This window comes from Micromonospora sp. CB01531, from assembly GCF_001905095.1.
Taxonomy (GTDB): Bacteria; Actinomycetota; Actinomycetes; order Mycobacteriales; family Micromonosporaceae; genus Micromonospora.
Genome location: NZ_LWLS01000083.1, coordinates 137,633 through 157,611, shown reverse-complemented (window position 1 = coordinate 157,611; position 19,979 = coordinate 137,633). Strand labels below are relative to the sequence as shown.

16 protein-coding genes are annotated in these 19,979 nt (G+C 71.3%); 8 read left to right on the top strand and 8 right to left on the bottom strand.

Annotated features, from left to right (window positions below):
- Positions 1–158: 158 nt before the first annotated feature.
- On the bottom strand, positions 159–3,164 hold the full coding sequence (locus A6A27_RS24580) for an AfsR/SARP family transcriptional regulator (protein ID WP_158074039.1): 3,006 nt from the start codon (positions 3,162–3,164) through the stop codon (positions 159–161).
- 671 nt (positions 3,165–3,835) lie between these two features.
- Between A6A27_RS24580 and A6A27_RS24575 the strand changes: the two genes are divergently transcribed.
- The 5 genes from A6A27_RS24575 (at position 3,836) to A6A27_RS24555 (ending at position 9,613) form a co-directional block, all read left to right on the top strand.
- Positions 3,836–6,322 (top strand): putative bifunctional diguanylate cyclase/phosphodiesterase, encoded by a 2,487-nt coding sequence (locus tag A6A27_RS24575; RefSeq protein WP_073837126.1) that lies wholly within the window; start codon positions 3,836–3,838, stop codon positions 6,320–6,322.
- 116 nt (positions 6,323–6,438) lie between these two features.
- Positions 6,439–7,776, top strand: coding sequence for a glycosyltransferase 87 family protein (locus tag A6A27_RS24570; RefSeq protein WP_083672821.1), 1,338 nt, complete (start codon positions 6,439–6,441; stop codon positions 7,774–7,776).
- Positions 7,777–7,786: 10 nt separating this feature from the next.
- Positions 7,787–8,419, top strand: a complete 633-nt coding sequence (locus A6A27_RS24565) for a phosphoribosyltransferase (RefSeq protein ID WP_073836998.1) — start codon at positions 7,787–7,789, stop codon at positions 8,417–8,419.
- 23 nt (positions 8,420–8,442) lie between these two features.
- Positions 8,443–8,823, top strand: a complete 381-nt coding sequence (locus A6A27_RS24560) for a TFIIB-type zinc ribbon-containing protein (protein WP_073836997.1) — start codon at positions 8,443–8,445, stop codon at positions 8,821–8,823.
- Positions 8,824–8,917: 94 nt separating this feature from the next.
- Entirely contained in the window at positions 8,918–9,613 is a 696-nt protein-coding gene (locus tag A6A27_RS24555) for a maleylpyruvate isomerase N-terminal domain-containing protein (RefSeq protein WP_073836996.1), read from the top strand.
- Positions 9,614–9,622: 9 nt separating this feature from the next.
- On the opposite strand, the gene A6A27_RS24550 is transcribed toward A6A27_RS24555, so the two are convergent.
- Positions 9,623–9,745: an SDR family oxidoreductase gene (locus tag A6A27_RS24550; RefSeq protein ID WP_083672820.1), complete on the bottom strand. Its 123-nt coding sequence runs from the start codon at positions 9,743–9,745 to the stop codon at positions 9,623–9,625.
- Positions 9,746–9,763: 18 nt separating this feature from the next.
- Positions 9,764–11,167: a replicative DNA helicase gene (dnaB, locus tag A6A27_RS24545; RefSeq protein ID WP_073836995.1), complete on the bottom strand. Its 1,404-nt coding sequence runs from the start codon at positions 11,165–11,167 to the stop codon at positions 9,764–9,766.
- Between the two features lie 393 nt (positions 11,168–11,560).
- On the opposite strand from dnaB, the gene A6A27_RS24540 reads away from it, so the two are divergent.
- Positions 11,561–12,901 (top strand): hypothetical protein, encoded by a 1,341-nt coding sequence (locus A6A27_RS24540; protein WP_073836994.1) that lies wholly within the window; start codon positions 11,561–11,563, stop codon positions 12,899–12,901.
- Between the two features lie 169 nt (positions 12,902–13,070).
- Here the strand turns inward: A6A27_RS24540 and rplI are convergent, their stop codons facing one another.
- The 4 genes from rplI to rpsF all read right to left on the bottom strand — a co-directional run bounded on the left by rplI (position 13,071) and on the right by rpsF (position 14,709).
- Positions 13,071–13,517 carry a 50S ribosomal protein L9 gene (gene rplI, locus A6A27_RS24535; RefSeq protein ID WP_073836993.1) on the bottom strand — a complete coding sequence of 149 codons (447 nt, stop codon included), beginning with the start codon at positions 13,515–13,517 and terminating at the stop codon, positions 13,071–13,073.
- A 14-nt stretch (positions 13,518–13,531) separates the two neighbouring features.
- Complete coding sequence (gene rpsR / locus A6A27_RS24530) at positions 13,532–13,771, bottom strand: 30S ribosomal protein S18 (protein WP_013289355.1); 240 nt, start codon at positions 13,769–13,771, stop codon at positions 13,532–13,534.
- A gap of 41 nt (positions 13,772–13,812) precedes the next feature.
- Positions 13,813–14,340 carry a single-stranded DNA-binding protein gene (locus A6A27_RS24525; protein ID WP_198940427.1) on the bottom strand — a complete coding sequence of 176 codons (528 nt, stop codon included), beginning with the start codon at positions 14,338–14,340 and terminating at the stop codon, positions 13,813–13,815.
- Between the two features lie 78 nt (positions 14,341–14,418).
- A complete protein-coding gene (gene rpsF, locus A6A27_RS24520) occupies positions 14,419–14,709 on the bottom strand; it encodes a 30S ribosomal protein S6 (protein WP_073836992.1) in 291 nt (96 codons plus the stop codon).
- Between the two features lie 671 nt (positions 14,710–15,380).
- Here rpsF and A6A27_RS24515 point away from each other — a divergent pair.
- Together A6A27_RS24515 and A6A27_RS24510 are read left to right on the top strand one after the other, a co-directional pair.
- On the top strand, positions 15,381–16,163 hold the full coding sequence (locus A6A27_RS24515; protein ID WP_073836991.1) for a deoxyribonuclease IV: 783 nt from the start codon (positions 15,381–15,383) through the stop codon (positions 16,161–16,163).
- On the top strand, positions 16,160–18,328 hold the full coding sequence (locus A6A27_RS24510; protein ID WP_073836990.1) for a hypothetical protein: 2,169 nt from the start codon (positions 16,160–16,162) through the stop codon (positions 18,326–18,328). Before A6A27_RS24515 ends, A6A27_RS24510 begins: the two co-directional genes overlap by 4 nt.
- Positions 18,329–18,373: 45 nt before the next feature.
- Here the strand turns inward: A6A27_RS24510 and A6A27_RS24505 are convergent, their stop codons facing one another.
- The gene (locus A6A27_RS24505; protein WP_073836989.1) at positions 18,374–19,906 is read right to left on the bottom strand and encodes a glycosyltransferase family 87 protein; all 1,533 of its coding nucleotides are present in this window, start codon (positions 19,904–19,906) and stop codon (positions 18,374–18,376) included.
- Positions 19,907–19,979: the final 73 nt, after the last annotated feature.

The window sequence follows — 19,979 nt, the reverse complement described above, 5'->3', positions numbered from 1 at the left end:
CCGCACTGCGCTCCTCCCTCAGCCACCCACCGTCCAGTCGCTGGGGGGAACCTGACGGCGGGCGTCCCGTCGACCGGTCCGCCGCTGGCTGGACCACCCCCGTTCGGTCGACACGCGGAGGACGGTAGCGGGCGCCGCGATAAGAAATCGATAAGTCGTCAACCGGTCCCCGACGAACGCGCTCCGGCCCGGTCGGCGGTGTCATCCCCGGCGAGGCGCCGGGCCAGGTCCCACCGCTCGGGCGCACCGATACGCCCGAAGATCGCCAAGGCACGCCGGCGGTACCGGAGGGCCTCGTCCGACTCGTCGTCGAGGTGGTCAGCCAGCGCGACAAGGGCACGCCCCTGCTCGTACGGATGCGCGATGCGGGTCGCGAGTTCGAGGGCACGGCGATGGGCGGCCATCGCCCCATCGGTGCTCCCGATGACCGCCAGCGTCGTGGCTAAGTCATTCCACACCGCCGATTGCACGTGGCGTTCGCCTGAGTCGACCGCCAGTTCGAGCGCCAGCTCGTGCTGCTCCCGTGCGGCGTCGAGCCGGCCAAGGTGCCGGTACGCGATACCCAGGTCGTTGCGGGCCTCTGCCTCTCCGAACCGGTGTCCCGTCCGGTCACGGATCCGGAGGGACGCCGTGATGAGTCGGACGGCTTTGGCGAAGTGGCCGAGCTGGTTCTCGACGGCAGCGATGTGGCCGAGGGCGTTCGAAATGTCGTATTGACTTCCTCGGCATCGGGCCATGAACAGGTGCATCCGATGGGCGCGGATAGCCTCTTCGTAACGCCCCATGTTGGCGAGCGCGATGCCGAGGTTCGCCAGTGCCAGGATCGATTCCACGGCCGCTCCACCCGGGCGCTCCCGGAGAAGCTGCTGCCGGAGATCAACCGCCTGCGCCAGGTTGCCCGTCAGCCAGTGAACAACGACCAGATTCGCCCGGTACCGGTGTTCGTTGAAGTGGTCGCCGAGCTCGCGAGAGATGAACACCGCCGCCTCGAGGTGCCGCAGCGAGTCCAGGTAACTGCCAGTCCGGGTGCATGCGGAGGCGAGGTAGTTGTGCATGACTGCCTGCGCAGCCCGGTCGCCGTTCTTCTCCGCAGCGGCCAAGTCGAAACCATGGGTGACGAGGATGTCGTCGAAGTAGCCACGGATGTAGCAGAACCGCCACATGGAGCGAGCGAGGCGCCATGCGTAACTGTGAAGAGAGCCGCGCTCCGCGAACTCGATCAAGGCAACCAGGTTCGAGCGTTCGCGCTCCAACCACTCGACGTCGGGTGGGTCGGAACGGCCGAGTAGGTCGGGTCGTCGGGGTGGGTCCAGACGGACATGAGCGCGCAGTGCCGAGGATTCGAGCTGTTCCGCTCGCCCGGCCGATTCGTGGAGCACGTGATCGAGAAGCCGGTGAGCAGCCTCCCCCCGGTCCCGCGCCTCGTCCGGAGCCTGGGACAGCTCGGCCGAGTACTGCCGCATCAGATCGTGCAAACGGTAGCGGCCCGGCTCGATCTCCTCGATCAGATGCTGGTCGAGGAGGTCGTTCAGCATCGCCTCCACAGGGTCAAACGGCAGGTTCGCCAACGCCGCTGCCATCGCCACGTCGAAATGGGCACCGGGATGCACGCTGACCAGCCGAAACAACCGCTTTACCGGTTCGTCCAGTGGCTCGTAAGAGGCAGCAAAGGCACTCGCTACCGTCTGCTGCTCGACGGCGAGCTGGCGCAGTACGGTGCCACTGACGCTCAGACGGTGGGCCAGGTCGGCAACCCGCCAGGAGGGTCGATGGGCGAGATGCCCTCGCGCCAGCCGGACGGCGAGTGGCAGATGGCCGCAGCGACGCACCACCTCGACCGCTGCTTCCGGCTCCCGCTCTATCCGGTTCTGACCCGCCGTCCGAGCCAGCAGTTGAACGGCCTCATCGGCGGTCAGCACCGGGAGCGACACGGGAGGCCCGACGTCAGCGGTCGACAGACGACGGCGGCTGGTAACGAGTACGACCGAGCCAGGCGCGGCAGGAAGGAGTGCCCTGACCTGGTCTCTACTGGCCGCGTTGTCCAGGACGATGACGGCTCGGCGATAGCCCAGCTCGCGTTCCCACAGCTCCGCCCGCCGGACATGGTCAGTGGGTATCCGACCCGCCGGGACCCCGAGTTGACGGAGCAGCACGGTCAGGGCATCCGCCGATTCCAGCGGCACACCCCCGGAGTGCCCGCGCAGGTCGACGAAGAGCTGAGCGTCCGGGTGGCGGCTGGCAAGTTGATACGCCAGATGGACGGCGAAAGCCGTTTTGCCGCCACCTGCCATGCCGTCGATGACACATACCGGCGACGTATGCTGGCTCGCCGCCTCAGTCTCCGCCATCAGCCGTGCGGCGAGTTGCCTCCGCCCCACGAAGTCGACCACCGGCCGAGGAAGGTGATTTCCAGCCATCCGACCCTCGCGTACGAGGGTTTCGCCCCGGCGCGCCCTATGTGGTGTCGGGCCGCTGGGACCAGGTCTGGACGCCGACGGTTCGGGAAGGAGCGAGATCGGTTCCCGGTCCATGATGCGCTGGCGCAACGCCTGCAACTCGCCGCCCGGTTCGATTCCGAGATGCTCCGCGAGTGCGGACTCGGCCCGGTGGATGGCAGCCAGGGCGCCGGCCGGATCATCGTCCGCGTAGCGTGCACGGGCCAGCAACGCGTGCGCCTGTTCCCGGTAGGGATGGGCCACGATGTGGTCGGTGAGGGCAGCAATCGCGGATCTGATACGGCCGAGGCACAGATCCACCCTCGCCCAGAGCTCGATTGCCGACATGTGCTGCTCGTCCAGAGCGGCCCGACGGGCAGAGAGAATCGGCCCCACCTGCAGGCCAGCCACCAATGGGCCTCGCCACACGTGCTCGCTCCGCGTCAGTAGTCTGTCGGCGGCGTCGATCTCTCCGCTCGCCCAAGCACTCGCGGCGGCTTCAACCAGATACTCAAAAACCACTAGGTCCATCGACTCGTTGGTCGGCTCTAGCCGGTAGCCGCCCGCCAATCGGGAGAGAGCGGGACCCCGGTGCGTTTCGAAGGTGCGCCGGAGGTTGGCGGCATAGGTCCGGACGTTTGCGACGGCCGAACGAGGTGGCTCGTCTAGCCACAGTTCATCCACGAGCGACGCGACCGTGACGATGCGCCCACCGTGCACGGCGAGCATCGCCAGGACCACTTGCTGCTTCGGCGTCCCGAGACGGAGACTCCGTCCTTGGACCTCTACCGTGAGGCCGCCAAGGACTCGAATTTCCACGAGGTTCGACTCCGGTTTAGCTGGCCTCAACCAATCGCCCGAGATTCTACCGATGATCGCGGATGGTTGGGGGCCAGTGAGCATTGGCGGTCCCTCGCACAGGCCTTCCGCCGTATCGGCGGTATGGGCCGACCGAAGCAAGGTTGAAATGTGTCCCTGCGGTAGCCCACCCTGGCAGGCAAGCTGCAACTTCCATCGCTCGGGACTGCGCTCGGCGACGGAACGTGCACGTCTGGAACATGACTCGCTTCGCTCCGCACAGCATTGATGGACAGAACGTCATATAGGCCGACAGAGTTCCTTATCTTGCGCATACCGACATTTAATCTTTGATATCCCTCATCTCCTCTCCTAATCTGCTGCGCAGGAAGCAGGACGCCGATTAGGCGCTCGGAGATTCGGAGGAGGGCCGGAGCAATGCGCAGCACCGAATGGAACTGAGGCAATACCTCCTGAGCCACCACCCGGGGTACGCTGCCCGTCATCCGATTACGACGGTGAGCGACGGGTGATGCCGGTTGAGCCGAGCGACGGAACGTCGGCAAGCTGTCGAACCACGTCTGCACGCAGTCGTATTCACCCTGGTTGCGTGCGCGGCAGTGGTCGCGCTCGTCGCCCTGGTCTCGACCCTGCACCGCCCGCCGAGTTCGGTCCGCGACGTCGTGACGACGGCGACCCTTGTCGTCATGGTCGCGCTGGCCACCGTCACCAAGACTCCCGTACGTATCCGGTCGACCACACTCGCCACGGCCTGGGTCGAGACCGCGATCGTGGTCGGACTCGCCGTCGCCCCGTCGCCGTGGGTGATCCTCGCGACGGGACTGGGCGTGGCGTGCGGTTCGGTGACCCGGCTGCCCGCCATCAAGACCGCATTCGGCATCGCGAAGCACATCCTGGTCGCCGGAGGCGCCACGGCTGCCATCGCCCTGATGGGAGACCGATGGCCGCCCCGGGAACCGTTGAGCATCGTGGTGCTGCTCGGCATCGTCTACCTGGTCGCGGCACTGCTCGATGATGTGCTCGCGATCCCGGTAATCGCGCTCGCCTCCGGAACGCCGATCTCCCGGCAGTTCCGGAGCAACATCGATCTGCGGATCGCCGGCTTCGCGGTCCGGTTCGTGGTGGCGGTCTGCACCCTGCTCATCCTCCAGGCCGACCCACGGCTGCTGCTCGCCGTGCCGCCGCTGGTGCTCAGCCTGCACCTGGCGTACTCCACCCGGATCCGCGCGCGCACCGAGCAGCAGGCGTGGCAGCGACTCGCCCGCACCACCGACGCGCTCAACGTGGTGGACCTCGACCAGGTGCTGACCACCGCGGTAACCCAGGCCGCCGAGCTCTTCTCCGCCGACGAGGTCGAGATCGAACTGCACGAGGGGCGACGCACGGTCCGGGGTGGGACCGGCGGCATCGCGTACGACGGGGAGATTCCCGAGCCCAGCGTGGTGGACGGCAGGGTCATCCCGGTCGCGCTGGAGGGGCACGACCACGTGGCCGACCTCGGTGTGCTGCGACTCCGGTTCGCCGGGCCCGTCGAGCTCTCCGAGCGGGAGCAGTACACCCTGCGTACCTTTGCCTCCGCGCTCTGCACCGCGGTCCGCAACGCCCAGGCGTACGCCGAGTTGGCCCGGATCGCCGAGGAGCACGCGTACGCCGCCACTCACGACGCCCTGACCGGGCTCTCCAACCGGCGTCACCTGCTCGATGAGGGCACCGATCAGCTCACCACCCGGCACGCGGAGGGCGTCACCGCGCTGGTGCTGATCGACCTCAACCACTTCAAGGAGGTCAACGACACCCTCGGGCACGGCGCCGGTGACCGGGTGCTGATGCAGGTCGCCGACCGGCTGCGCGGCTCGGCCCGCCCGGGGGACCTGGTGGCCCGGCTCGGCGGCGACGAGTTCGCCGTGCTGCTGCGCGGGCTGCCCGCCCCGGCGGTGGCCGCGCACCGGGCCGAGGCGCTGCTGGCCGCCCTGCACGAGCCGCTCGACCTGGACGGCATGCGGATCAGCGTGGAGGCCAGCGGCGGCATCGCGGTCGCCCCGGCCAATGGCGGGATGCCCGAGCTGCTGCGCCGCGCCGACGTGGCGATGTACCAGGCGAAGCGCGCCGGCCAACGGATCTCCACGTACGCCCCGACCCGGGACACCGCGGACCTCGGCCGGCTCACCCTCGGCGGCGAACTCTCCCGCGCGGTGGCCGATCACGAGTTCACCGTCAACTTCCAGCCGATCGTCGACCTGGGCAGCGGCGAGGTGATCGGTGCGGAGGCGCTGGCCCGCTGGCACCACCCGACGCACGGCATGATCGACCCGCTGCGCTTCATCGAGGCGGTGGAACGGTCCGGGCTGCTGCCCGCGTTCGCCGAGGCGATCCTCGACCAGGCGCTGATCGCAGCCGGCAGCTGGCGGGCCGCAGGCTTCGACCTGCCCGTCTCGGTGAACGTGTCGCCCCGCAGCCTCCTCGACGCCCGCTTCCCCGGGGCGGTGCTGGCCCGGCTGCGGGCGCACGACCTGCCCCCGGACCGGCTGGTGCTGGAGCTGACCGAGACCCTGACGCTCAGCCAGCTCGACGTGGTGGACCGGGTGCTCAGCCGGCTGCGCGACTCCGGCGTACGGCTGGCCCTCGACGACTTCGGCACCGGCTACTCCTCGCTGTCGCTGCTGTCCCGCATCCCGGTGCACGAGTTGAAGATCGACCGCAGCTTCGTCACCGCCATGGAGAGTTCGGCCGAGGCGGCGGCCGTGATCCGCTCCACCCTCGACCTGGGCCGCAGCCTCGACCTGACCGTGGTGGCCGAGGGCGTGGAGAGCGAACCGCAGCGGCGGGCGCTCTGGGAGCTGGGGTGCGCCGCGGGCCAGGGCCATCTTTTCGCCCGACCGCTGCCGGCCGGCGCGCTGCTCGCCGCCCTCCAGCGGGGGGCGGGCGGCCGACCGGGCAGCCTCGTGGCGCCGCTGCACGACGCGGGTGCGGTGATCCGCCTGCCGGGTCGCCGCACCGGCGGCCGGGGGCGCGCCGCCACCTCGGCGTCCGCCGCCGGCCAGACCGCCGACGAGTCCAGCCACCACTGATCCCCCGGCGTGAACCGCCAGCTCTTGGCGGTACGCGGAACCCACCGCCGCCGGGCGGCCCTGCGACGAGGAGCACGACCCGGGCACCGGGGCACCCGTCTGCCAGACTGGGCCGCGTGACCGTCGACCCCGATCGAAGCTCCCGTCGCTGGCGGGCCGTGGACTCCGCCGCCGGGGGGCTCGCCCTCGACCTGGGCCTTTACGCCATCTCGGCGGTCTTCGCCGGGGTCACCGCCGCCACCTCCACCCTGCTCCCGCACCGGGCCTGGGGCACGGTCGCCGCCGTCGGCTACCTGGTGGCCGCGCTCGCCGTGGCCGGTCAGCTCCTCGCCCGACGGCACCGCTCCGACGCACCGCTCACCGGCCTCGGCGCCCGCTGGGCGGTCACCGGGTTCGCCTGGGCCACCACCGCGCTGCTGCCGGTCGTGGCGCAGAGCATCCAGCGGGCGGCGGGGCGTACCGACCGGGCGCAGGAGGAGGTGGTCGTGGTCGAGCACGCCGGCGCCCGGCTGGCCGAGCACGGCACCCCCTACCTGGGGCACGACGCGATCGCCGCGCTACCTCCGGCGGAACAGCTGCTCGGCTACACCCCCTACCAGCCGGGCATGGCGCTGTTCGGGCTGCCCCGTGCCGCCGTCGACGCCTGGTGGACCGACGCGCGGGTCTGGTTCGCCCTGGTCACCGCCGGTGTGCTGGCCCTCGCGGTGGCCACGCTGCGCAGCCGGCCCGCCCCGGCCACGCCCCGCCGCCACGCCGCGCTGCTCCGGGCCGTCCAGGCGGCCACGGTGCTGCCGGTCTGCGCGCTCACCCTGGCGACCGGCGGCGACGACCTGCCCGTACTCGCGCTCTGCCTGCTCGGGCTGGCCTTCGCCGCCGCCGAGCGGCCCGGTCGGGCCGGCCTGGCGGTCGGCGCGGCGGGCGCCCTGAAACTCTTCGCCTGGCCGGTCGCGCTCGTGCTGATCTGCTGGGCCGCCACCCGCCGGGCCGGCCTCCGCACCGCCCTCGGCGCCCTCGGGCTGCCGGCGCTCGCGCTGGTCCCCGCCCTGCTGGTTGACCGTGACGCGCTGGTGGAGAACGTGCTGCGCTTCCCGCTCGGGCACGGGCTGGTGACCAGTCCCGCGCAGTCCCCGTTCCCCGGCCACCTGATCGCCACCGCGCTGCCCGCCGGCCGGATCGTCGCCGCCGCGCTGCTGGTCGCGGCCGGGGCGGCGATCGCCGTCCGGCTCCTCCGCCGTCCGCCGCGCACCGCCGCCGCCACCGCGCTGATCTGTGGGTACGGACTGCTCGCGGCGATCCTGCTGATGCCCTCGACCCGTTTCGGCTACCTGCTCTACCCGGTCGCCCTGCTGGTCTGGGCCCCCGCGCTGGCACTCCCGGAAGCCGCGCTGCGCCCTGAGGCGCCCGCCCCGGCCGCTTCCGCCAACTCCCGGACGCGGCCGGTCGGCAGGGCGTAAACCTGAGGACATGACCACCTATCGCGATCGGGCCGAGGCGGGCCGCATGCTCGCCGACAAGCTCACCGACCTCGCCGGGCGGCCGGGGGTCATCGTGCTCGGGCTGGTACGCGGCGGCGTGGAGGTCGCCCGGGTGATCGCTGAACGGCTCGGCGTGCCCCTCGACGTGCTGGTGGTCCGCAAGCTCGGCGTGCCGTACGCACCCGAGGTGGCGTACGGCGCGCTCGGCCCCGGCGGCGTGCAGGTGCTCAACGAGATGGTCGCGAACCGGCTCAGCGAGGTCGACAAAGCTGAGGTCCGGCAGCGGGAACAGGCCGAACTGGAGCGCCGCGAGGGCCTGTACCGGGCCGGCCGGCCGCCGCTCGACCTCACCGGGCGAACGGCGGTCATCGCCGACGACGGGCTGGCCACCGGCGCCACCGCCCGCGCCGCCGTGCAGGTCGCCCGCCATCTCGGTGCGGCCCGGGTCGTCGTGGCCGTGCCGGTGGGCTCCCGAGAGGCGTACGAGATGCTGGCCGGCGAGGCCGACCAGGTGATCATTCTGGAGACGCCGCCCGACTTCATGGCGGTCGGCGCGTACTACGAGGACTTCCACGAGGTCTCCGACAGCGAGGTGACGGAAACGCTGAAGGCCACCGCGTGAGGTCACCGGGTACCGTCGGTGCCATGCAGCTCACCTGTCCCAAATGTCATGGCGAAATGCGCCAGTACGAGCGCAGCGGAGTGATCATCGACCAGTGCGGCGAGTGCCGAGGCATCTTCCTCGACCGCGGCGAGCTCGAGAAGCTGTTCGAGGCCGAGGCGAACTGGAACCAGCAGCACACCCCCCAGCCGGCAGCCCCGGCCGCCGGCGGCTACGCCCCGCCGCCCCCACCGCCACCCGCCGCCGCCCCGCACCAGCCCGGCTACGGCGCCGTCCCGCCCCCTCCGCCGCCGCCCGGCCACGGCTACGCGCAGCCCGCGTACGGCCACGGCCAGCACCACGGCTACCACGGCCACTACCGCCGCAAGAAGCGCCACGGCTTCCTCGGCGAACTCTTCGACTGACCGGTACCCGGCCGGGCCGGGGCACACCCCGGCCCGCCCGCGCGGCACCTCGGTCGAGGTGCCGCGCGGCGTTTCGTGTGCGACGCTCACCCCCATGAAGCCCACCGGGCAGCACATCGCCCTGGCGCAGGCCTACGACGGCATCACCCGAGTGGTCGCCGATCTCGACGACGCCGACCTGCAACGACCGACCCGCTGCCGGGGATGGCTCGTCGCCGACCTGCTCTTCCACATCCTCTGCGACGCCCAGCGGGCCCTGGTCGCGCTCGCCAGCCCCGCCGACCGCCCGGCCGACGTGGACGACGTCAGCTACTGGCGCGCGTTCACCCCGGGAGGCGGCGACGAGGCCAGCGTGCGGCACGCCTGGTGGGTCCGCCGCTCGGCCGCCGCCTTCGACCGGCCCAGCGGGGTGGTGCGGCTCTGGTGCGACACCGCCCCCGCCGCCGTCCGCGCGGCCGGCGTGGCCGTACACGGCGCTGATCCGCACGCCTGCGTCACCACCCAGGGCCAGGTGATCGCCGTACCCGATCTGCTGGCCACCCTCACCACGGAGGCCGTCGTCCACCACCTCGACCTGGTGGTCGATCTGCCGGACGCACCCCCACCCGGCGCCGCCGCCGTCGGCGTCGCGGTGACCACCGTCGACGGCCTGCTCAGCGACGACGCGGTCCGGCCGACCGGCTGGGACAACCGGGAGTACCTGCTCAAGGCCACCGGCCGGCTCCCGCTCACCGACCGCGACCGGCGGGACCTGGGCGAATCCGCCGGCTGGTTCCCGCTGCTCGGCTGAGCCTCACCGTCAGTCCTGCACCGCACCAACGCTGACGTTGGCCACCGTGCCGGTCATCCCGCTCGCCCGATCCGAGGCCAGGAACGCCGCCACCTCGGCGACCTCCGCCACGGTCAACGCCCGGCGCAGCATCTCCCCGCCGACACCATGTCAGACGATGGCCATGTCGACGAAGCGGGACAGGTGCAGCTGGGCCGCGACCGTCACGGTGTCGGTGGGGCCATTCCTGTGTTTGGCAACGATGAAGTCGGCTTCCCCGGCCCGCGGCGACTCCTTGTCGTAGTAGTCGTCCCGGTGCAGCAGGATGACAACGTCGGCATCCTGCTCAATTGAGCCTGATTCACGCAAGTCGGACAACTGGGGTCGCTTGTCGGTGCGCTGCTCGGGGCCACGGTTCAGCTGGCTCACCGCGATCACCGGGCACTCGACCTCCTTGGCCAGCAGCTTGAGGCCACGGGAGAGGTCGGCCACCTCCTGCTGCCGGCTCTCGGTGCGCTTGGGCGAGGTCATCAGCTGGAGGTAGTCGACCACGATCAGCTTGAGGTCGTGCTTCTGCTTGAGCCGGCGCGCCTTGGCCCGGATCTCCATCAGGTTCATGCTCGGCGTGTCGTCCACGAAGAGCGGCGCCTCACTGATCTCGCCCATGCAGCGGGCCAGCTTGGTCCAGTCGTCGTCGGAGAGCTGGCCGCTGCGCAGCACGTGCAGCGGTACGCGCGCCTCGGCCGAGAGGAGTCGCATGACGATCTCGACCTTGCTCATTTCCAGCGAGAAGATCGCCGACGCGTGGTTGGAGCGAATAGAGGCATTCCGGGCAAAATCCATACTTGCCGTTGACTTGCCCAAACCAGGCCTGCCGGCCACGATGATGAGTTGGCCCGGGTGCAGGCCGTTCAACAGTCGATCAAGGTCGCTGAAGCCGGTGGGCACCCCGGTCATCACGCCGCCCTGGGCACCCACGGCCTCGATCTCGTCCAGCGTCGGCTGGAGCATGTCGGCCAGGATGGCGAAATCCTCGCTGACCCGCTTCTCGGTCACCTCGTAGACGGCCTGCTGGGCGAGGTCGACGATGTCGTCGACGTCCCGGCTGCCGCCCTGGCCGGTGCCGTACCCGAGTTGGACGATCTTGGTGCCGGCCTCGACCAGCCGGCGCAGCACCGCGCGCTCGCCGACGATGCGCGCGTAGTAGGCGGCGTTGGCGGCGGTGGGCACGCTGGCGATCAGCGTGTGCAGGTAGGGCGCGCCGCCGATCCGGGCCAGGTCGCCGGAGTCGGCCAGGGCGGCGGCGACGGTGATCGGGTCGGCCGGCTCGCCCCGGCCGTAGATGTCGAGGATCGCGTCGAAGATGGTGGCGTGCACGGGGCGGTAGAAGTCGTTGGACTTCAGGATCTCCACGACATCGGCGATGGCGTCCTTGGAGAGCAGCATGCCGCCGAGAACGCACTGCTCAGCGGCCACGTCCTGAGGCGGGGTCTTCTCGAACTGCGCGTCCCGTTGTGCCTGCGCGGGCGGCGGCCCCCCGGTCCGCTCCGTCCGCGCGTCGTCGGTGACCGACACGGGTCCCCCCTCGCTGCGTCGGATCGAGTCCAGCTCTACCGCCGGGGTATGACATCTCCGACGACCCTCCGGTCGATCGGGGGCCACCGCCCGGACGGTCGGGGGACCACGATACGGAACCCGAGGTCAGACCCTCAACAATGCCGGTGGACGAGCCTCGGGACAACCTGTGGACGCCCGGGGCCGGACATGTGCGCAGCGTGTGCACAGGGTGTGGATAAGTCATGGAGAATTCTGGCTCGACCGCCTCTGACCTGTGGCTTTGCAATCCACAGCCTGTGGACGACAGATTTCCGGTCGGGCCTGGGCACCGTTCGTCCCGTACCATCACCGCGAACGGCTACACCTGGACAGCGGATTGCACTTTCGGTTGAGAAGGGTCACGCTCCGGCCGTGAGACACCGGGACTGGGGAGGCGGGGAGGGCAGCCCGCGCGAGCGCCAGCCGACCTCCCCGTGGGACGAGCCCGCCGAGTCGTTCCCGGTCCCCTCCAGCTCGGCGGCGCCCGAGCACTACCGCACCCCGAGCCGCCGCCGCGCCATCGAGCGCGGCCAGCAGGAGCCGGTGGACACGTACCTTCCGCAATGGGCGGTGGAGTCGGGCGTCCGCCGGGCGGACGGCAGAGGCCGGCACGCCGCCCCCGACGACGATGACGACGTCGAGCCGCCGTACCCGGCTGACGGCTGGCGGGCGGACGTCGGATGGCGCCGGGAGGCTGGCCGGCGCGGGCTGCCGGCCATCGACGCCGGCCCGGCCGGCGAGCACACCGCCGAGTGGACCCTGGACACCCCGCAGGAGCAGGGGTACGTCGGGAGCCGGCGGGCCGAGTCCACCGAGGACGAGCCGGTGTCCGGGCCGGCCGTGCGGAGCCGGCCGCGCCGCGCGCAGTTGCGCCGGCCGCAGGTGACCTCGGGCCTGGCGGACAGCACCACCTCGGGCGGGGAGGAGGCCCGGTCGGATGCCGGGCGGAGCCGGCGGGCGGCCTCGGAGTCCTGGTCCCGGCCGGCGGTGGACCCGTGGGAACGGGGCCGGTCGGCCGAGCCTGATCCGGTGGCGCCGCCGGCGGTCGATCCGTGGGACGCCTCGGGTGTGCACGCCTGGGGCCGTTCGGCCACGAGCCGGTGGGACCAGGCGGATGACGCGGACCGCTGGGACCGGACGGAGCACACCGGCGAGCGGGACCGGCTCACCGACACCGGCGAGTGGGGCCGGTACGCCGAGGTCGACCAGTGGGACCGCACGATGCCGCCGAAGCCGGTCCGGGAGGGCTGGGCGTCGCCGGAGCAGGCAAAGGGATTCTGGTCGGGGACCCGGCTGGCCGGTGACGATCCCACGGGTGGCGGCGGGTCGTGGCACCGCCGGACCGAGGACAACCTGCTGGATCCGGACACGGGCGGTCCGGTCCGGTCGCTGGTCTACACCGCCGCCTGTTATCTGATGCCCGCGCTGCTGGTCTTCGTGGGGCTGCTGTTCCTCGACGGGCAGGCCCCAGCGGGATGCGTCACGGACATCACCGGCGGGGGTTGTGACTCGCCGCGGGCGCACGCGTTCGCCTCGCTGGTCGCGGGTGCGCCGCGGTTCGGGATGGCGCTGCTGAGCAGCCTGGTCGTCGCGGTGGTGCTGCGCGGTTTCGGGACGACGTGGCGGCCGGGGACGGTGGCGCCGGCGGCGGCGGCGGTCGGTGGCCTGCCGACGGTGATGATCAGCGTGGTGACCGGCCAGCCGATCGGCTGATCGACAACGGCGGATTCGCCGGACGGCGGCTCCAGGTCGCGGCGTAAGACGCGCCGAGCTGGAGTTGTCGCAAACTCGCTGACCACCAGCGCCGGGCGGCCCCGCAGGAGCATGCGGAAGGGCCCGCACCGGTCTCCCGGTGCGGGCCCTTCCGTCGTGCTGTCCGCTGTCAGCTCGGGGTGACGTTCAGGTTGAACTTGGCGGTCACCTCCGGGTGCAGCTTGATGCTCACCGGGTAGGAGCCGGTCGACTTGATGTGACCGGGCAGTTCCAGCCGGCGGCGGTCCAGGCTCGGACCACCGGCGGCCTTGACGGCCTCGACGACCTCGGCCGGGGTGACCGAGCCGAAGAGCCGGCCGCCGTCGCCGGCGCGGGCCTTCAGGTTGACCTTCAGGCCCTCGATCTGGGCCTTGACCTCGTTGGCGTGGCCGAGGTCGCGGATCTCCCGGGCCGAGCGGGCCCGCTTGATGACCGTGACCTGCTTCTCCGCGCCCTTGGTCCAGGCGATCGCGAAGCCCTGCGGCAGCAGGTAGTTACGGCCGTAGCCGTTCTTCACCTCGACGATGTCGCCCGGAGTGCCGAGGCCGGACACCTCCTGAGTCAGGATGATCTTCATGTCCGTGCCTCCTCTCAGCGGGTCGTGGCCGTGTACGGCAGGAGCGCCATCTCGCGGGCGTTCTTGACCGCACGGGCGATCTGCCGCTGCTGCTGCGAGGTAACGCCGGTCACCCGCCGAGCGCGGATCTTGCCGCGGTCGGAGATGAACTTGCGCAGCAGCGCGGTGTCCTTGTAATCGATGTAGGTGATCCCGTCCTTGTCGAGCGGGTTCACCTTCTTCTTCGGCTTGCGCAGTGCCGCAGCCTTGGCCATTGCTCTTGCTCCTGGTTTGCGATCGCGGGCGCTCGGCGCCATTAGAACGGGGGCTCCTCGTCGAAGTTTCCGCCGCCCGAACCACCGCGCGAGGGAGCCGGGGCAGCCGAGGCCCAGGGGTCGTCGAAGTTGCCTCCGCCGCCGCCCTGGCCGCCACCACCACCGAAGCCGCCACCGCCACCCGAGCGGGACATCTTCTGCACCTTCGCCGTGGCGTAGCGCAGCGACGGGCCGATCTCGTCGACCTCCAGCTCGATGACGGTGCGCTTCTCACCCTCGCGGGTCTCGTACGACCGCTGACGCAGCCGGCCGGACACGATCACCCGGGCGCCGCGCTGCAGCGACTCGGCGACGTTCTCGGCGGCCTGCCGCCAGACCGTGCACGAGAGGAACAGCGGCTCGCCGTCCTTCCACTCGCCGGACGCCTTGTCCATGAAGCGGGGCGTCGAGGCGACCCGGAACTTGGCGACGGCCGCCCCGGAGGGGGTGAACCGCAACTCGGGGTCATCGGTCAGGTTGCCGATGACCGTGATGGTGGTGTCTCCTGCCATGACCATCTCCTCGCGCACTCATCGTGTTGCCCTACAGGCTCTCAGAGCCCTCCGACACCATCGATGAGGCTTGATCCAGACGTGCCGGGTCGAATGTCAGCGCATCTCCGGACGGATGACCTTGGTGCGCAGCACGGACTCGTTGAGCCGCAGCTGACGGTCCAGCTCGGCCACCGCCTCAGGCGTTGCCTGGAGGTCGATGACGGCGTAGATGCCCTCGGCCTTCTTGCTGATCTCGTACGCGAGGCGCCGGCGGCCCCACACGTCGGTCTTCTCCACCGAGCCACCCGCGGTCCGGATCACGTTCAGGTACGTGTCGAGCGACGGGGCGACGGTGCGCTCCTCGAGGCTGGGGTCGAGGATCACCATGATCTCGTAATGACGCAAGACGTGCTCACCTCCTGTGGGCTAAGCGGCCACGGTCCTTCCGTGGCAGGAGGTCGTGCGTCGTGGCCCGTGACCGGCAGCGGGGGAACCCGGCCGGGCGCGGACAACCGGACCAGGATACCCGGTCCGGACGATCATGCCCGGGCCGGTCGTGCGCGGCGCCCGGGCGCGGCGACAGGGGCCCACCTCCGGCGTCGCGTACCGGTGGTGGGCCCCTGTCCACAGGGCCGCGGGGCGTCCCGTCCGCATTCCTTGGGTGGGACCTGGGGAGGAACGACCACACCGATGAGGTTGGATCGAGGACGCCCCGCGGAGCTTTATCGTGTTGTCATCTGGTCTGACCATACAACGACTCTCGTCACCACTTGGGGGAAATGGAGGAATTTGCCCCAGCGACCGAATGCTTGGCCGTCGGGTCTGACGAGTCGGAGGATCCCGCCCCGTCGTGCCGGGCCGCACGGCGGGGCGTCCCGTTTCCGGGGGTCTCCCCTGCACCAGTACCCGCTGTGGACCCGGGCCCGGGTGCAGGGTTGACCGTCGATCCCACCTGGAAAACGAGCGCCCGGCCGGCGGGTGACGCCCGGCGCGACGCGCCCGTCAGGCGCCGCCGCCGGTACGCCGGTCGGCTGCGGTCACCCCGCTCGTCAGGGCCGCGACGTAGGCTGCCCTGCATGCGAATCGGAGCCCACGTCGATCCGTCCGACCCGTTGGCCGAGGCCGCCGCCCGGGACGCCGAGGCCGTGCAGTTCTTCCTCGCCGACCCACAGGGTTGGAAGGCCCCGAAGCCACGGGAGGACGCCGACCGGCTGCGTGACGCGGGCGTCGACCTCTACGTCCACGCGCCGTACGTCATCAACGTGGCCACCCTGAACAACCGGATCCGCATCCCCAGCCGCAAGCTGGTCCTCGGCCACGCCACCGCCGCGGCGGCCGTCGGCGCCAAGGGCCTGATCGTGCACGGCGGCCACGTCAACGCCGGCGGCGACCTCGCCGCCGGCTTCGACAACTGGCGCAAGACCTTCGCGTACGCCGCGGAGTCGGGCGGCTTCCCGCTCCCGCTCCTGATCGAGAACACTGCTGGCGGTGACAACGCCTGCGCCCGTCACCTCGACGCCCTGGCCCGGCTCTGGGACGCCCTCGCCGACTACGAGGTGGGCTTCTGCCTGGACACCTGCCACGCGTACGCCGGCGGCGAGGAACTGCTCGGGCTGGTGGACCGGGTGAAGGCGATCACCGGCCGGATCGACCTGATCCACGCGAACAACTCCAAGGGCGCCTTCAACTCGGGGCAGGACCGGCACGACAACCTGACCGGCGGGACCATCGACCCCGAGTTGGTGGTGGCGGTGATCCGGGCGGCCGGCGCGCCGGTCATCGTGGAGACCCCGGGCGGCGCCGCGGGCCAGGCGGCGGACATCGCCTTCCTGCGGGAGCAGTTGGGCAAGGCGGCATGACCACCGAGCAGTCCGACACCACCGACGGCGCCCGCCCGGCCGGCAGCGACTCCCAGCCGACCGCCGGCGGCAGCGACCCGGACGGCTCCGCCGCGGCGACGCCCGAACCGGTCATCCGGCAGCCGGGCGCGGACACCGCCACGCCGGCGGAAGAGCCGGCCACGGGTCAAGCCGCCACGTCGACGAAGGAGTTGACCACCGAGCCCGCCACCTCGAAATCCGCCGGCGGTGAGGCGGACGGGACGGCTCAGCCGACCGACGGGAACGGCACCGGGAAGTCCGCCGCAAAGCCGACCGGAAAGGCTGGCCGCGACGACACCGCCGCCGACGCGTCCGGCAAGGCCGACGCGTCCGGAACGAAGGCCGACGGCAAGTCGGACACGCCGGCCGATCCGTGGTCCGCCTTCGGCCCCGCTCCGGACCCGGTGCTCACCCGGCCCCGCCGGGCGGTCCGCGCGGTGGGCCGCTTCCTGATCCACGAGTGGACCCTGGCCACCGTCGCCTCGCTGGCGCTGGCCGTCCTGATGACCTGGCCCACGCTGCGCTACCCGAACTACACGCTGCCGCAGGACTACTGGGACCCGAGCCTCCAGGCCTGGCAGATGGCCTGGTCCGGGCACATCCTGCTGACCAACCCGGCCCAGCTCTGGCACTCGAACAGCTTCTTCCCCGAGTCCTGGAGCTTCGCCTTCTCCGACACCCTGCTCGGGTACGCCCCGGCCGGCATGCTCGGTCACGGTCCCGAGGCCGCCGTACTGCGCTACAACATCATGTTCGTGCTGGCGCACGCGCTCGCCACGCTCGGGGCGTACGCGCTGGCCCGGCAGCTGGGCGCGGGCCGGATCGGGGCCGCGGTGGCCGGTGCCGGCTACGCGTACGCCCCGTGGCTGCTCGCCCAGGCCGGGCACCTGCACATCCTCTCGAACGGTGGCATCCCGCTGGCGCTGGCGATGCTCGCCCGGGGCCACGGCTGGTCCCTGCGCCACGGCTACCGTCCGCACCGCCGCCACGCCGGTTGGGCGTTCACCGGCTGGCTGGTGGCGGCGTGGCAGCTCAGCCTGGGCTTCGGCATCGGGCTGCCGTTCGCGTACCTGCTGGCCGGCATCGTGCTGGTCTCGGCCGTGCTCTGGTTCGCCCGGCGCTGGCTGGTCCGGCGGGTGAAGCGCCCGTTCGGATGGCGGCTGCTCCTCGCCGACGTATTCGGCGGGCTGCTCTTCGCCGCGGTGGGCGCGCTGTTGGCGTTGCCGTACTTCACCGTTGCGCAGCAACACCCGAACGCGGCCCGGACGCTAGCCGACATCGAGATCTACTCGCCACCGGTGAGCGGCTTCTTCACCGCCCCGGCCGAGTCGCGGATCTGGGGTCCGCTGCACGAGGGGGCGCGAGCGGTGCTGCCCTGGCACCCCGAGATGACGCTGCTGCCCGGCTTCGCGCTGTACGCCCTGGCTGCCGGCGGGCTCTTCTTCTCCGTCTGGCGGGTCCGGCACCGGCTCTTCCTGCTCGCCGGGGTGCTGGTGACGATGCTCCTGGCCATGGGCACGCGGTTCTTCGGCGGCCGGTTCAGCTACGTGCCGCTGTTCGACTACCTGCCCGGCTGGAACGGGCTGCGGACCCCGGGCCGGATGATGCTCTGGACCACCCTCCTGCTCGGCCTGCTCGCGGCGGGTGCGGTCACCGCGTTCTGCGCCCGGGTACGCGAGGTGGCCGCCGAGCGGGTCCCACCGTGGCCCGGCCCGTGGCTGCGCCTGGCCACCCTGCTGCCCCTGCTGCTGGTGATCGTCGAAGGGCTAAATGTCACCCCGCATCCGGTCGTGCCGGCGCAGCCGGCGGCGATGCGTACGGTCGACGGCCCGCTGCTGGTCCTGCCCAGCAGCCAGAACCTCGACCAGCCGGTGATGCTCTGGTCGACCAGCCGGTTCCAGGAGATGGTCAACGGCGGCAGTGGCTTCACCCCGGACAGCCAGGCCCGGGTCCGCGACGCCGTCGTCAGCTTCCCCGACCAGCCCAGCATCGCCTACCTGCGCGAGCTCGGGGTGAAGAACGTGGTCGTGTTGCCCGGGAAGCTCGCCGGCACGCCGTGGGAGGGGCTTCTCGACCGACCTTCCGACGGGCTGGGGGTGACTCGCACAGAGGTCGGTGACGCCGTCGTCTTCCGTCTTGAGTAGATCTGTTGGGGCGGGATTGCCGGGAGCCCAGCCGGCTCCCGGCGGTCAGGCGGTGACGGGCTCGGCGGGACGGTTTGTGGCTGCGGGGCGGTGGCGCCACCGGACGAACCAGAGGGCGTCTTCGGCACCGTTGAGGACGCCGCCGTCCGGGTCGTCGGCGTAGGTGGCCCGGACCGCGTCCCGCTCCGGGCGCAGGATGTCGCGGATCACCAGGCCGCAGAGCACCGCGACGGTGATCAGGCGCAGGCTGGCGGCCAGCACGAAGACCCCCTCGGGGAAGACCGGCCGGCCGGTCGCCGCGCCGAGCAGCTCGCCGTAGAAGGCGGCGAAGTAGCAGACCTCGGCGACCTGCCAGGCCAGGAACGCGCCCCAGCGCGGCCGGGCGAGCACCGCGAGCGGGAGCAGCCAGAGCACGAACTGCTGCGACCACACCTTGCTGAAAATCAGGAAGGCGGCGACCACCAGGAAGGCGAGCTGGGCGAGCCGGGGCCGGCGCGGGGCGAACCACGCCAGCGCGGCCACGCCGAGGCACGCCAGGCCGAACAGCAGGTACGACACCCAGTTGAGGGTGGCGATGTGGGCGTTCAGCCACTCGAAGGGTCCGAGGTCACCGGGCGCTGCCGGGCTCACCTTGCCGTCCAGGTACCGGCCGATGTACCAGAGGGTGCCCCAGTCGATCGGCCGGGTGGTGTTCAGCTCGAAGAAGCGCCCCCAGTTCTCCCGGTAGGGAATCGCCACCGGCAAGTTCACCACCACGACCGTCACCGCAGCCGTGATGACGGACAGGAGGGCGGCTCGGACCCGGCCGGCGCGGACCGCGAGCACCAGGATCGGCCCGAGGATGAACAGCGGCCACAGCTTCGCCGCGCCGCCGATCCCGAGCAGCACCCCGGCCAGGGCGGCCATTAGGGCACCGAACCGGCCGGGTCCGGTACGCGCCCAGGCCAGCAGCCCGAACGCGGCCAGCCCGACGGCGAGCAGGTCCCAGTTGACGGTGGCGGTGAGCAGCAGCGCGGGGGCGAGCGCGAACATCGCCGCGTCCCACGGTCGTCGGCGGCGCAGCCGGAGGATGACCGCCACGGTGGCGACCGCGAGGACGCTGAGCACCAGCGCGTTGAGGTTGTAGAACCACCGCCCCTGGTTGATGCTCGGGTTGTCCACGCCGAGGGCGTGCACCGGCAGCCCGAGCGCGCCCATGAAGTAGCCGGTCAGTACGGGGTACTCCACCGGGTGGTCGGCGTAGGGCACCTTGCCCTCGTTCAGCCCTTCGGCGTAGTACAGGGCGAGCACATCCGTGTAGCACATCCGGGTGTACTGCGTGTTGTTCTGCCAGGCGCCGTCCTGGCAGGGCGACTTCTGCACCCAGTGCAGCGCCAGCGTCAGGCAGGCCAGGGCCAGCACGATCCGGGCGGCCGTCCAGAACCGTCGCTCGCCGCCCGCCGGCCGGTCCAGGGCTGCGGCATGGTCGCCCAGCGGGCCGCCGATCAGTTCCGAGGTGCCCCGCACAAAGCCATCCGAGCGGGACGGGTGGTCCACAGTCCCGGTGTCGTCGATGCCTGCCGTCGACTGGGTGCTCATGGAGAGGCATCCTGCCGTACGTCGGGCCTTCGCGTCCCGCCGCGACCACAGATTTCCGGTGCCCGGATACGCC